Here is a 13,775-nt window from a genome sequence, read left to right as displayed (position 1 = left end):
ACAGCCGGAGGTGCTGAGCGCTCAGTGCACCATCAGCGCCGGATCGGCGTCCTTGACGACGGGCCGGGTGCGCGGCAGGAAGTACGCCGGGATCAGGGTCAGCACGGCGAACACCAGGGCCACCAGATAAGTGTTGCTGAACGCCTCGGCGGCGGCGGCCGGTCCGGGCGGCCCGGCGGCGGTCACCCGGTCGGCGATCTCGTTGGACAGCACCACCGACATGATGGCGGTGCCGATCGAACCCGCGCTCTGGTTGATGATGTTCATCAACGTGGAACCGCGCGCCACCTGCTGGTGGGTCAGCGTCTGGATCGCGGCGGTCATGGTCGGCATCATCGTGCAGCCCATACCCAGGCCCATGACGAACAATGCCGCGCACATGGCCACGTAATTCGTCGTGTCGGTCAACTGGATGAAGAAGACCATGGAGACCGAGATGATCGCCAGCCCTGTCATCACGATCTTGCCCGGACCCATGCGGTCGACGAGCCGACCCGCGATCGGCATGGTCAGCATCGCGCCGATGCCCTGCGGCGCCATCAGCAGACCGGCGGCCATCGCGGACTCACCGCGCACCTGCTGCAGGTAACTCGGCAGCAGCAGGCCGGCACCGAAGAAGGCGATGGCGAACATCGTCATCGTCAGCACCGCGAAGGTCAGCGCCCGGTTCTTGAACAGCGACAGATCGATGAGCGGGTGGGTGGTGCGCAGTGCGTGCAGAACGAACCCGACCAGCAGCGCCACACCGATCACGATCGGAATGATCACCTTCTTGTCGACGAAGGTGCCGACCTCGGGAATGGTGGACACGCCGTAGAGGAACAGCGCCAGCCCCGGCGAGGCCAGCAGCATGCCGATGAAATCGAAGGACTCGCTCGGTTCGGGACGGTCCGGAGGCAGCACGATGGCGGCCAGCGTCAGGGCCACCACGCCGATCGGCAGGTTGATCAGGAAGATCCAGTGCCAACTGAACGCGTCGATCAGCCAGCCGCCCAGAATCGGACCGCCGATCGGTCCGAGTAGCATCGGCACGCCGAGCACCGCCATGACCTGACCGATCCGCTGCGGGCCCGCCGCGTGGGTCATGATCGTCATGCCCAGCGGCATCAGCATGCCGCCGCCGAGCCCCTGCAGGATGCGGAACGCGATCAGCGTCTCGATGCTCCACGCGACGCTGCACAGCAGTGAGCCGAGCACGAACAGAACGAGCGCGGTCAGATAGAGCCGCTTGGTGCCGAACCGATCGGCGGCCCAGCCGGTGAGCGGAATGACGGTGGCCAACGCCAGCGTGTAGCCGGTCATGGTCCACGCGGCGATGGCGTAGGTGGTCTCGAATTCCGTGATGAACGTCGGGAGCGCGACGGTCACGACGGTCACGTCGAGAATCGACATGATCGCGCCGATCACGACGACGCCCGCGATCTTCAGCACGCCCTTGTCGAGCTTGTCCGAAGGGGAGCCGGGCGAGGTCGCCGGCGTATGTGGAGGTTCAGTCACCGCTTAAGAGTGCCATGTCACATCGACAACGATCACAGAGGTATCCACCCGAACGCACTCCCCGAGCACGGGCTGCCGGAATTGCCCGTTGTTCGCATGCCTGGTGAGCGGAAGTGCCTGCGCGCCACTGACCGCCCGCAGCGGCCGGTTGCCCGCAGGAAACCCCGCCCGCCACGCATGGGCTCCGCGCGGATTCTTTCCTGAAAAGCTTGCGCTGGTAGGGGTTTCACAGCGGACAATGGCCGAGGACCGCGATGTCGGTCCGTCGCCGGGGGGACGCGCAACTCGTCTTTCCCTGGCGTTCCTGCCCGTACGCAACACGTAAGGGAAAACACGATGAGATTCCGTCGATTCGCCGCCCCCGCCCTGCTCGCCGTCGGGGCCACCGCCCTGGCCACGGGCACCGCATACGCCGCACCCGCACCCGCTGCCCCGTCCGAAGTCTCCGTGCACGGCGTCGAACAGGGCATCGGCTACACGGTGGGCCCGAACCAGGACGGCAGCGCCTTGGTCACCACGCTCGATTCCGGCGCGTTCCGGATCGCCGGGGGCGTCATCCTTCTCACCGACGCGGCCGGTCAGGCCGTCAGCGCGTTCCCGACCGCCGTGAACGTCAACGGCTCGACCGTCGGCCTGTCCCCCAGCCTGGCCGACAACGGCCGCACGCTGATGCTCACTCCGGTGAACGCCCCGGCGGCGAGCGAGCGTCTGGCGAGCTTCGTCGACGAGGAGGCCACGCTGGCCCGCAAGCAGCACAACGCGGTCGTCGGCGCACTGGTCGGCGCGGGCATCGGCGCGGTGCTGGGGTTCTTCCTCGGCGGTGTCGGCGCGCTGATCACCGTCCCGATCGGGGCGGGCATCGGAGCGCTCATCGGGTTCTCGACTCCCTGATCGAGACGACCAGGGCAATCAGCTGAGCCTGCCGCCTCCGGTCCCGGCGTTCCCCTCGCGGGAGGCCGGTCCCCGGGGGCGGCACCCTCGATCCGGCTGATCTATCCGTTCACCGAACTGTCGGCCAGGCAGACGGATTCGAGCGACTGCGGGCTGTTCATCGGCGCTGTCACGGAATTCGCCCGGTCGATGTACTCGTCGTTGGTGAGGTGGTATGCCTCGCCCAGATCGTCGAGCGCACGCAGCCACCACTCCTCCGACATCGCGCCTTGCGGCCTGCGGCTCAGGGCCAGCAATGCCGCCGTGGCGTGGGCCGAGCGGGCCGCCGCGGCGAGCAGCGCCGGGGCCGGGTCCGCCACCGCCGTGCCCGCCAGGACTCCGATCTGATCGTGCAGCAGACGAGCCTCGAAACACGCCTGTTCGGCGGGATTCTCGCCCAGCGCGGCGAGAGCTCCCGGCGGTGTGCCCTGACCTTCCGCCATCATCCGGCACAGCTCCCCCGACACCACCCGATGGAGCAGCCCGACGAGATCGGCCTGCTCGTCGGCCGGTCCCCGATGCGCCGCCACCGCCCCGCTCGTGTCCACCCGCAGGATCGCCAGCACCGCCCGCAGTTGCGCGATGGTCACCACGACCGTGTCCTCCCTGTCAGCCCACGTTTGCCATGCACCGAACCACACCGTCTACGAACGCGGCCTCAACGTAGCCAAGTCGGCCCGCGCTGTCCAAACCGCGCCGTGTCCGACCGTCCACGCGGACTTCGCCGCCGCGCTCGCACGTCCGTCGTCACCCCGAATATCATTGCCCGCGACACCTGCTCGCCCTGCGTCGAACAGCCTTGCACACGGGCCGGGCGCATACGGCCACGCAGCGCGGGCACGCCGAGTCGATGTCGGCGCGGACCGTCGCCGGGAGGACATCATGATCGAGCGCTGTCGTCGCGTGGTCTCGCTCACCGCCGCCGCGTGGCTGGCCACCGGCTGCACGATCCTGCTCGGCGAACCGCCACCGCCGCCGTCCGCGGAGGAGATCGCCGCCGCTTCCGAAAAGATCGCCGCGCTACCGCGTTCGGCCGAGGCCGCGCAATCGCTGCGCGAGGCGATGATCCGGATCGCCGCGGCCGCGTCGGCGATCGAGCCGCGGCTGGTCTGGTCGTGGGGAGAGCCGGGCGGCGAAGGGCCGTGCACCGAGGAGTACGCGAGCATCGGCGGGGTTCGTGTCACACTCCCCCGCTTTGTCGCCGACGGCCCGATACCGCCCGCGGCGTGGCCCGCGTTCCGGGAGACCGCACGCGCTGTCGCCGCCGCCGCGGGCGCCGAGGTCATGCAGCCCGACTCCAGCTCCCCCGAGAACCACTATGTCGACTTCGAAGGCACGGACGGCACCCTTCTCGGCAACCGGACGACTCTGTCGGTCTACACCGACCATTCCTCCACCACCGTCACCGCCACCACCGGCTGCCGGCTTCCCTGAGGCCCGCGCACCACACCGATCCCGCTCTCGGGAGCCCGGGCCCGGCGGGCGACCATCGACCGGCGGCCGGTGACCACCGCGAGCGGTGATCCCGGTGCACGGCCCGATCACCGTCAGAACGAGTCGGTCCCGGCACGCAGGCCGGTGAACAACCGATCGCTCAGGCCAGTTCGGCGCTGTCGATCTGGTAGCTCTGCCCCGTCGGCACCAATTGGATGAGGCGGGTTTCGGACCCGGAACGGCCGTCTTCGTAGGTCAGGCTGAGCCGGAAGGTGACGGTGTCGGTGTCCGGATCGGCGCTCACCTCGTCGATGGTCGTGGAGGCGACGGTCTCCCAGAACTCACGGTAGGCCGCGTAGCCGCCGATCTCGCCCTGGTAGCGCACGGTCAGCCGCGACCACGCGGCGCCCGGATCGCCCGGCAGGTCCGCGTAGTGCGCGCGCACGTAGTCGGTCAGCCGCGCGGCGGTGTCCGCGAGCCGCTGCGCCGTCCCCGCGATTCCCCCGGCACCGGATGTGGGCGCGGATGTCGTCGCCTCCGGGGCGTCGGAGCGCGCGGACCCCGAGCCGCCGTAATCGCCGGTCGGTGTGGATTCCCCGCTGCCGGCGGCGAGTTCGGTAGCCGAGGCACCCCCGCTCGCCTGGTCCGCGCCGCGGCCCGGCAGCACCACCACCAGCGCCACGGCCACGAGAACCACCACCAGCACGACGGCGCCGACCCCGGCCCGGACGGCCGTACCGCGCCGTCCGCGGCGGTCCGCAACCGGGGCGGCGGACGGAACAGGACGCACGACCGTGGTGTCGTTCGGACGCGGCGCGACAAGCGTGGAGTCGCCGTACAGCGCCGCGCGGGCGGCCGCCATCAGCGCGCCCGCGGTGGGATAGCGGGTGGCGGGATCCTTCGCCAGGCCCGTGGCGATCACGGTGTCGAAAACCGCGGGCACCCCGTATGCCGAAGGTCGCGGCGGCGCCTCGGTCAAGTGCGCGGTGATCTGGCGCTCGACCCCCTCACCCGGGAACGGCTTGCCGCCGGTGAGGCATTCGTACAGCACGCAGGCCAGCGCGTAGACGTCCGCGCGCGCGTCGACGATGCCGTGCGAAAGCCGCTCCGGCGCCATGTAGGCGAAGGTGCCGATGGTCGATCCGGTCGAGGTCAGGCCCGACTGCGTGCCCGTGCGGGCGATGCCGAAGTCGATCAGATAGGCGAAGTCGCCGGTCGTGACCAAGATGTTGGACGGCTTGACATCGCGGTGCACCAGACCGACGGCATGTGCCGCGTCGAGCGCGCCCGCCACCTGGCTCAGCAGCGACACCGCTCGCGGCGCGGGGATCGGCCTCCCGCCTGTCATCAGCGCGGCCAGGTCGACACCCTCGACCAGGCGCATGTCCAGATACAGCCTGCCCGCGATCTCGCCGAACCCGTGGATCGGGATGACGTGCGGTTCGGTGAGCCGCGCGGTCACCTGGGCTTCCCTGCGGAATCGCTCACGAAAAACCTCATCGTGTGCGAGTTCTGGAGGCAGCACTTTCAGCGCGACGACCCGATCGGTGTCGGTGTCGTGGGCGCGGTAGACCTGCCCCATGCCACCCGCGCCGAGTTGGGCGAGCAGCCGGTAGCGGCCGAACATGGTCCCGTTCACCCCGTACCAGTACCACACCGGCCTCGAAGGCACAGTGGCACAGTGCGCTTCACGCGGGAGCGGGCGCGCTCTTCCCGATTCGCCGAGGCGCGTGGTTTGTGGGAAATCCGCCGGGGTAGGCGGTGCGTATGCGCCCGGCGCACCGCCCGGGCGGGCCATCGTGACAGAGACCGACCGTGGCAGGGACGACGAGGAGGCGGCGATGCCCATCGGATACAAACTGGCGGCCGAGGGCTACGGCCCGAACGATCTCGTCCGGCAGGCCGTGGCCGCCGAGCGGGCCGGTTTCGACTTCGTGGAGATCAGCGACCACTTCCATCCCTGGCTCGACAACCAGGGGCACTCGCCGTTCGCCTGGAGCGTGCTCGGGGCCATCGCGGCGCGTACGGAGCGGATCGGCCTGGCCACCGGGGTCACCTGTCCGACGCTGCGCTATCACCCCGCGGTCGTGGCCCAGGCCGCGGCGACGACGGCGCTGCTCTGCGACGGAAGGTTCGTCCTCGGCGTCGGTTCCGGTGAACGGCTCAACGAGCATGTGGTCGGTCGGGAGTTCCCGGATTCGGTGCGGGTGCGCCACGAGATGCTGCGCGAAGCGTTGGACATCATCCGATTGCTGTGGCGCGGCGGCTACCGGTCCTACGAGGGCACCTATCTGCGGCTCTCGGACGCGCGGATCTTCGACCTGCCCGCGGAACCGCCGATCATCGCCGTCGCCGCGGGTGGGCCGGAGGCGGCGCGCCTGGCCGCGAGCCACGGCGACGGGCTGTTCGCGACCGAACCGAATGCCGATCTCGTGCGTGAATACCACGAGCACGGCGGCGCCGGGCCCCGCTACGCGGAGATTCCGGTGGCGTGGGCGCCCGACGAGAGCCAGGGGGCTCGGGCGGCGCTGGAGACGACGCGATGGGCGCTGACCGGGTGGAAGGTGATGAGTGAGCTACCCAATCCGGTCAACTTCGCCGCCGCGAGCGCGACGGTGCGCGAGGACGACATCCGCGAGCACTTCACCTGTGGCTCGGATCCCGACCGCTATGTCGACGCGGTCCGTTCCTACACCGACGCGGGGTTCGACCACCTCGTCCTGCAGAACGCGGGCCCGGACCCGTTCGGCTTCATCGACTTCTACGGCTCCACCCTGCGCGACACGCTGCACGCGTCCTCGGCCCGCAGCACGCGCGACAGCTGACCGGCCGAAGCCGATCAGCTGTCGTGGTGGGACGAGTGACCCGAGATCAGCTCAGTCGCTGCCTGCTGCTGCGCGCACGCCGCCGGGCCTCGGCCATCTCGGCGAGTTCCTGTTCGAGCGCTTCGGCGATCCGGAACTGCCCGGTGTCGTAGATGCCGGAGGAGCGAACGACCTCATGGTACGCGCCGTCCGGGTCGGGCGGCGGCGCGGGGCGCTCCTTCTTCTTGCTGCGCGAGGACATGGTCCGGCTGTCCTTGGCCATCGCCCGGCTGTCCGGGACCGCGGTCTCCGGCTTCGGCGCGGGCGCCTGCGGCACCAACGTGCGCGCGGGCGCGATCTCCTGCCGGGCGGTGACGGTCCTGGTCGAGGCGGGCGCACCGTTGAAGCCCGCGGATCGGACCGGCGTGGCGACCGGCGCGGCGGAACGGGCCGCGACGGGCTGCGCAGCCGACTGGACGGCGGCCGACCGCACCGTGGCGGGTTTCGCCGCGGCCTGCTTCGCCGCGGTCGGCTTCGCTGTGGCGGACTTCCCGGCAGCGGCCACGACCGGCTGCGCCGCGGGCTTCCCGACCGGCTGGGTGGGTGGGGCGGACGCCGCGGGAACCTTGGCCGCCACGGGCTCGGCGGTCACCGCCGCGGGCTTCGCGGGCGTGGCGGGCACGGAACTCCGCGCGGCGGACTTGCTCGCAGCCGCACCGGTGGCGGGCTTCACCGTGACAGCCGCGGTCTCGGTGGCAGCGGCGGGCTTCCCGGCGGCGGGCGTCGTGACAGCCGAAGTCACCTGTCCGTTGGCCCGCACCGCTTGTCCGTCGACGCCTGTCGAACGACCGTCGGCCGACGCCACTCCCTTCATCGCGATCCCGTTGCGCGCGGGATCGGCGGCGGGGACGGCCTCGGTGGCCTGGCGCTTCTCGGTAGCCGGAGCCGAGGATTCCTCGTCCTGCTGCTCTGGGTGCACCACCTCGGCGAGCTCACCTTCGGCGGGCACCTCGAGGCTCTCGTCCAGGGTGAGCGGTTCGCCGGTCTCCGGGTCCACCGGGCCCTCGACCGCGAGGTCGATCTGCTCGGCGATCTCGTATTCGGCGGCGGTACGCGGCACCATGTCGATCGGCCCGCGGGCTCGCACCGCGACCAGCGAGGGCAGGCTGTTGCGGATCTGTTCGGCCGGGTCGGGCAGTTCGCGCACCTGCTCGGTGGCGCGATAGATGGCCAAGCCGTAGCGCGCGCTCGCGGCATCGTGGATGAGCAGCGCGACGCCGATCATCACCGGCGCGATGGCGTGCACACCGACCTCGTACCACTGCCCCGCGCGCATGTACGGGTAGGTGTTGAGCAGGACGGTCAGCGACAACAGCGCCATCTCGGCGGCCGCGACCTGCCTGCGGTTGTCGACCACGCCCCACTCGGCGACCTTGTTGGTGCCGATCATGATGATGATCAGACAGACGCTGATCATCCCTTCCAGCAGATAGCTGAACCAGAACAGCGGATCACTCGGCCCGCCGGGCGCGATGTTCTGCTGGACGTTGACCGCCGACCACAACATGCCCGCCGCGACGACGCCCGCGAGCGCGCGTAGCGACCAGGAGCGATGCCGATACAGCGAGGCCAGTTTGGCGTGCGGACTGGATTCGCGCCGCTGAGCGGCGATCGCCTTGCGGGCGAGCAACAGATCTCGCATGTCGGCCTTCGCGATCACTTCCGCGGTTTGACGAGCCTGGTCGGAGGCCACGGCTGCGGCCTGCACTTCTTTCCAGCGCTGCTCTCTGTCCTGTTCGCGAATACGCTCGGCGAGTTCGCGTTCGGCTTGCAGTTCGCTTTCGGACAGCGCCTCGGTGAGCGCGGGGTCGAACTGGTAGGCCAGGCGTCCCCTGGCCTTTTCGACCCGCAGGGCAAGCTGCGTGACCTCGTCCTCCATCGGACGCTCGACAGTCATATCGACCTCCCCCTGGGGAGCCTCGATGGCAGACAAGTGATCACGGGTGTGAACAGCACCCCACATTCATAGTCCATGCCGGGTTTCCTGCAAAACCATAGATATTCACCGTCACCGGATCTCGGCGCGCCGCGCGCGACACACGGGGCGCGGATATTCGCCCCTCGATGCCGATCCACCAGCTACTACCATCTCGACCTCGCCCGCCGCGGCACAGCGTCGGCCGAGACCGCGGGCGCGCTGCACCCGATCGCCGCCCCGCCTTCGCCGATGTCACCCGCGGCCCGCTACCCCACGGTCGGCCGGACCCGAAAGTTCCGTCGGCCGGCCCGTGCTCGACGGCGCCGTCCCCCACCCCGGGCGGCCGGAACCGCATGCGTCTTCCCTGGCTCGCCCGGAGGCCGGAGCCGGCCGCGTCCGTGGAGAACCGGTCGGTCACGACAGTATGTCTTTCACCCGAAACGCCACGCCCCGGCAACCACTCGGCTTACCCTGGATTCACCCGGTTAGCCCCGGGGTTGCAGGGCGGGTCGCACGCCCCCCATCGCGATCCGCCATCGCCTAGCTGGTCAGGTGGGGCCGGGTGCGACTTCAGCCCCGAACCCCACCTGACCGGTAGCCCCACTGCATTCGCCCTTTCCGCAAAATTCCGGAAAAGGTGTTAACCCACCGCTATTATTCGTGTGCATCCGATCGCACAAATGGCGGCAACATCGGCAGCGGGGATATCGCCGTGCAATCCCCGGCGGGAAACATTCACCCACAATTTCCGGAACAGGCGAGCGGGTCCGGGCTGGACGAACGAATCTTTCCTGCACATTCCGCCGACAGGCGCTAAAATTGTCGGCACCTGGAAAATCGATGTGATCCGGTATTTCTGTCCGCGGCAACGAGCCACGGATACGAGAGCTGCACCGCCCGGCCGTCGGCGTCACCGCTGGAACCACGCGGCGCCGCCCAGCCGGTGCCGTTTCACCTGCCGAGGAGGCCGACCATGGTCGACAATGTCGTGACCGATCAGTTCGAACCGGATCCCGGAGTCGTGATCTGGCCGGAACCCAGCCGGCTCGACGCCTGGTGGGAACGCGTCGTGTTCGGATCCGGCAGCCGCTCGGCGAGTACGTCCGGAGACGCATTGCACGAAGGTACCCGGGGGCAATAGCTCTCCCGAGAGCTCCCCCGAGGTACCTGGCGGGGGTTGTCAGGGCCGGGGCAGGAAAGCGTCTTCGCGCTCCGAGTAGAGCGTGAGCAGTCCCAGCAATTGAGCCTCGGCCACCAGCGGCTGGCAATACAGCGAGCGCATTCCGCGCGCGAGCAGTCGTTCACAGAATTGGTCCCAACGCCGTTCCGCGACCAGATCGCCGACCAGGATCGGATGTCCGGTGCGAACGACGTCGAGGGCCGGCGTATCAGGGCACCTCGACTGAGCATGTTCGAGTTCCTCGGCCAGCCGGTTCGACCAGCCGAGCACTTCCAGACCGTCGTTTCCCCAGGCCGTGATTCCGACCAGCGGATGACCGGGCAGCAGGCGCGCGATATTGCGCGCCGCACGTTGCGGGACGGACGAGTCGCGTTCCGGACCGGCGCCGCCGGTCGCGTCGAGAGGCAGGACGCGAGCGTCGAACATACGAACACCTCGTTCGTTGCTACATCGACGCGCGGGCGAGGCATGGGTGATACCGCGGATTTTCGCGCCGCCCGGCGCACCGATTCACTGTCGGGCTGGGGCCGCTTGTCCACGGCCGCGCGGCACCCGGTTCCCCGGGCGCCCGGCCGGCCTCGGCAGCACCGACGACCGGCGTGAACGGTTGTGCGCCCGGCTCTTTCGTGAAGACACCGGGCGGATCCGGCTCCGCTCACCTGCACGCGAGCCATTCCGCCGACCGGCGGCATGACGCGACAACAATAACACCGGTTGGTTCTCTTGTTGCCGAGAATTCGCCGCGACCTCGGCTCACCGGGACGAATCCGTACGCGCCCTGTCGTGCGCCTGCTGCGCATCGGCCACCGACCGGGCCGTCTCCGTCGAGACGGCCCGCTGGGAGACGACGAATCCGGCGGCGAGCACGGCCGCCGCGACGCCCATGGCGAGCGTTGTCCGGATCGCGTCTGCCTCCACCGCCGCTTCCCTTCCCCGCCGTCATCGGCCGAGCGGCGAAGGTATCCCGGCGACCCGCGGAGGACGCGACCCCACACACCCGGGTAGACCGTCTCGTGACGGCACCTACGCCGACCGGTGATCTCGGCGGTGAGACCGCGGCGGCCGTGAGGAATACCGAGCCGCCAGGATCCGCGCGACCCGGCCGGGCTCACAGCCACGCGCACGGACGTCGGCGACAGGGAAGGGATCCACCCGCGCGAACGAATCGGCGGGCGGCCGCCGCAGCATCCGCGCGAAGCTGCGTCCGCTCGCGGGCCAGGGATTGGTCACCCGCCCGCTCGGATGCCGGTACCAACTGTCGACGGCCGGCCACACGGTCTGCTCGATCGCTTCGCCCAGCCATCGCCGGTACCGCCGCATCGCCATCTCGGTCACCTCCACGGCGGGTGCGCCGATTTCACGCCGCCACCGCAGGCACGCCATGATGAAGGCGATCTGATGCTCTTTCATTCCCGGATTACTGCCCGCTGGATTGAAGCTGTTCGGTCCCGCGATCAGGAAGGCGTTCGGGAACCCCGGTACCGCCAGACCCAGATAGGCGTCCGCGCCGTCGCGCCAGCGATACTGCAACGACTGCCCGCCGCGACCGTGTACGGCGATCGGCACCAGAAACTCCGGCGCACGGAATCCGGTCGCGTAGACGAGGACATCGGCGCACCGGTGAGCGCCGTCGACGGTCACCACGCCGTCAGCGGTCAACCGGTCGATCGGGTCGGTCACCAGCTCGACGTTCGGCCTGGTCAGCGCCCGGAGGTAGCCGCTGTCGAAGAGGATGCGCTTGGCGCCGATCGGGTGCCGGGGCGTGAGCTCCTCGCGCAGCACCGGGTCGTCGATCCGACGGCGCAGATAGGCGCGCGCGGCCCAGTTCGCGGGCCGCGCCGACCAGCCGCGCCGCATGATCGGGGCCAGCGCGAGATCCGCGATCCGTTCGATGGCCGCGCGGTAGGCGCGGTGCGCCGCGGGCAGGTGCAGCAGCACCCGCGCGAGCGTGCCGAAGTCCGGATTCGGTTTGGGCAGCATCCAATTGGGCGTGCGCTGGTAGACCGTGACCCGCCGGGCGGTCGCCGCCAGTTCGGGGACCACCTGCGCGGCGCTGGATCCGGTGCCTATCACGGCGATCTCCCGATCGGCGAGGTCGACGCGGTGGTCCCAGCGGGCGGTATGGAAAGCCGCGCCGGTGAACACTTCCCGTCCGGGCAGCTCGGGCACCCGGGGCCGGTGCAGCTGGCCGACGGCGAACACGACGATCTCGGCCTCGATCCGCTCGCCTGCCGCTGTTCGCAGTTCCCAGCGCGCTCGCTCTTCCCGGTAGATCGCCGACACGACCGCCGTGCGCAGACGCAGTTTCGGTATCAGCCCGTGGTCGGCGGCGGTCCGGCGCAGATAGGCCAGGATGTGCTGCCGGCCGGGGTAGCGGCTGCGGGTGCTGCGGTAGGGCGCGAAGGAGAACGAGTACAGGTGCCCGGGCACATCACACGAACATCCGGGATAGGTATTGTCCCGCCACACCCCGCCCAGATCGGAACCTCTGTCCAGGATCAGGAAGTCCTCGATCCCGGCCTTCTTCAGCGCCACCCCCATACCGATCCCGCCGAACCCCGCCCCGACGATCACCACGTGCGCATCGCGCACCGCGCCTACCGCGCCCACCACACAGCCTCGCTTCCTCGTAGCAATCCAGCACACCAGCACTCATGGACAACTCTCAGCAACCCTCTTCGTGACGCGGGTCACATGCTAAGTGGAAGTGACATTCAGAAACGAATCGGGGTCCCATGTCCGAATAGAACGGGCATTTTTCACCGAAATTGCCGGACGTCGCCGCATGTTCCCGGCGCCCATCTGTTTCCGTTCGGCATTACATACCGACCAACTCGTTCCGTAACACGTTCACAGCAGACGACCAGCAAAGGCGCACGGAAATTCCTCGGCCCGACAGCCGGCGACGGCTCCGCGACCGGCCACGACGGCACCGCATTCGGCCCGGTGGACGGCCGTGGCTGGTGCCGGACGAGCGAAAGTGGCAACGTGTTCGGACCGGCCGGGCAGACTGGACGCCCCGCCGAGCAGGAGAGGACAGGTGTGGTGAGCAGTATCGGGATGAGGGTCGCGGGGGCCTATCTGCGCGCCACCGCGCGACCACGGATGACGACGGCCGAGCGTGCCCGCGACCGCATGAACGGTGCCAAGGGCTCGCCGGCCCCGACCGCCCGGATCCGCCGCCGTCACCTCGTCACCGAAGGCGAACACGACGGCTTCGGCGTCCATACCGTGACACCACGCGGGCGTGCGCCGCACTGCACGGTGGTCTACCTGCACGGTGGCGCGTACATCGCCGAGATCACCAGCCACCACTGGGATTTCATCTCCCGGCTCGCCGACCGGGGTGCACGGGTGATCGCGCCCATCTACGGGCTCGCGCCGCGGTACACCTACCGGGACGCCTACCCCTTCGTCACACAGGTGTACCGGGAGGCGGCCGAGCTGTCCGGGCCGTTGACGCTGATGGGTGATTCCTCCGGCGGGGGGCTCGCGCTCGGACTCGCGCAGACGCTGCGCGATCTCGGCGAGGGGATCAGGCAGCCGGACCGTCTGATGCTCATCTCGCCCTGGCTCGATCTGACCATCACCAATCCCGATGTCGCCGACGTGGACGACCCCTGGCTGGTGCGCGAGGGGCTACTGGAGGCCGGACGGGCGTGGGCGGCGGGCGAGGACCCCACCGACCCGCGATTGAGCCCGCTCAACGGCGAGCTCGCCGGGCTACCCGCGATCGGCATCCACGCGGGCACACGCGACCTCGCCTATCCCGACTGCGTATTGCTGCGGGAGCGGGCCGTCGCGGCGGGCGTGGCCGCCGAACTGACGGTGGCCCGAGGCGGTCTGCACGTCACGCCGCTGCTACCGGTCCGGGAGGGTAGAACCGCAGCGGCGAAGATCGCCGGGGAGGTGTGCACGCTCGGCTAGCACATGGCCGCGCACACCCGGCGCG

General features: G+C 69.6%; 11 protein-coding genes. 4 read left to right on the top strand and 7 right to left on the bottom strand.

Going from position 1 to position 13,775, the window contains the following annotated elements; all coding sequences use genetic code 11:
* Positions 1-21 precede the first annotated feature (21 nt).
* Complete coding sequence (locus IU449_RS01660; RefSeq protein WP_195000199.1) at positions 22-1,497, bottom strand: DHA2 family efflux MFS transporter permease subunit; 1,476 nt, start codon at positions 1,495-1,497, stop codon at positions 22-24.
* A 336-nt stretch (positions 1,498-1,833) separates the two neighbouring features.
* Between IU449_RS01660 and IU449_RS01655 the strand changes: the two genes are divergently transcribed.
* Positions 1,834-2,388: a hypothetical protein gene (locus IU449_RS01655; protein WP_195000198.1), complete on the top strand. Its 555-nt coding sequence runs from the start codon at positions 1,834-1,836 to the stop codon at positions 2,386-2,388.
* 101 nt (positions 2,389-2,489) lie between these two features.
* Here IU449_RS01655 and IU449_RS01650 read toward each other — a convergent pair whose 3' ends face one another.
* Positions 2,490-3,020, bottom strand: a complete 531-nt coding sequence (locus tag IU449_RS01650; RefSeq protein WP_195000197.1) for a hypothetical protein — start codon at positions 3,018-3,020, stop codon at positions 2,490-2,492.
* 289 nt (positions 3,021-3,309) lie between these two features.
* On the opposite strand from IU449_RS01650, the gene IU449_RS01645 reads away from it, so the two are divergent.
* The gene (locus tag IU449_RS01645) at positions 3,310-3,861 is read left to right on the top strand and encodes an LppA family lipoprotein (RefSeq protein ID WP_195000196.1); all 552 of its coding nucleotides are present in this window, start codon (positions 3,310-3,312) and stop codon (positions 3,859-3,861) included.
* 160 nt (positions 3,862-4,021) lie between these two features.
* Here IU449_RS01645 and IU449_RS01640 read toward each other — a convergent pair whose 3' ends face one another.
* Positions 4,022-5,500, bottom strand: a complete 1,479-nt coding sequence (locus IU449_RS01640; RefSeq protein WP_195002239.1) for a serine/threonine-protein kinase — start codon at positions 5,498-5,500, stop codon at positions 4,022-4,024.
* Positions 5,501-5,702: 202 nt separating this feature from the next.
* Between IU449_RS01640 and IU449_RS01635 the strand changes: the two genes are divergently transcribed.
* Positions 5,703-6,686, top strand: a complete 984-nt coding sequence (locus IU449_RS01635; RefSeq protein WP_195002238.1) for a TIGR03557 family F420-dependent LLM class oxidoreductase — start codon at positions 5,703-5,705, stop codon at positions 6,684-6,686.
* Positions 6,687-6,732: 46 nt separating this feature from the next.
* On the opposite strand, the gene IU449_RS28785 is transcribed toward IU449_RS01635, so the two are convergent.
* The 4 genes from IU449_RS28785 to IU449_RS01615 form a co-directional block, all read right to left on the bottom strand.
* Positions 6,733-8,622: a hypothetical protein gene (locus tag IU449_RS28785; RefSeq protein ID WP_228803627.1), complete on the bottom strand. Its 1,890-nt coding sequence runs from the start codon at positions 8,620-8,622 to the stop codon at positions 6,733-6,735.
* A gap of 1,201 nt (positions 8,623-9,823) precedes the next feature.
* Positions 9,824-10,249 (bottom strand): GAF domain-containing protein, encoded by a 426-nt coding sequence (locus IU449_RS01625; protein WP_195000195.1) that lies wholly within the window; start codon positions 10,247-10,249, stop codon positions 9,824-9,826.
* 327 nt (positions 10,250-10,576) lie between these two features.
* The gene (locus tag IU449_RS01620) at positions 10,577-10,741 is read right to left on the bottom strand and encodes a hypothetical protein (protein ID WP_195000194.1); all 165 of its coding nucleotides are present in this window, start codon (positions 10,739-10,741) and stop codon (positions 10,577-10,579) included.
* A 105-nt stretch (positions 10,742-10,846) separates the two neighbouring features.
* Positions 10,847-12,436 (bottom strand): NAD(P)/FAD-dependent oxidoreductase, encoded by a 1,590-nt coding sequence (locus IU449_RS01615; protein WP_324188040.1) that lies wholly within the window; start codon positions 12,434-12,436, stop codon positions 10,847-10,849.
* Positions 12,437-12,868: 432 nt separating this feature from the next.
* Between IU449_RS01615 and IU449_RS01610 the strand changes: the two genes are divergently transcribed.
* Positions 12,869-13,750 (top strand): alpha/beta hydrolase fold domain-containing protein, encoded by an 882-nt coding sequence (locus tag IU449_RS01610; protein ID WP_324188039.1) that lies wholly within the window; start codon positions 12,869-12,871, stop codon positions 13,748-13,750.
* Positions 13,751-13,775 lie beyond the last annotated feature (25 nt).

This window comes from Nocardia higoensis, from assembly GCF_015477835.1.
GTDB lineage: Bacteria > Actinomycetota > Actinomycetes > Mycobacteriales > Mycobacteriaceae > Nocardia > Nocardia higoensis_A.
This window is presented reverse-complemented; position numbering and strand designations above follow the sequence as displayed.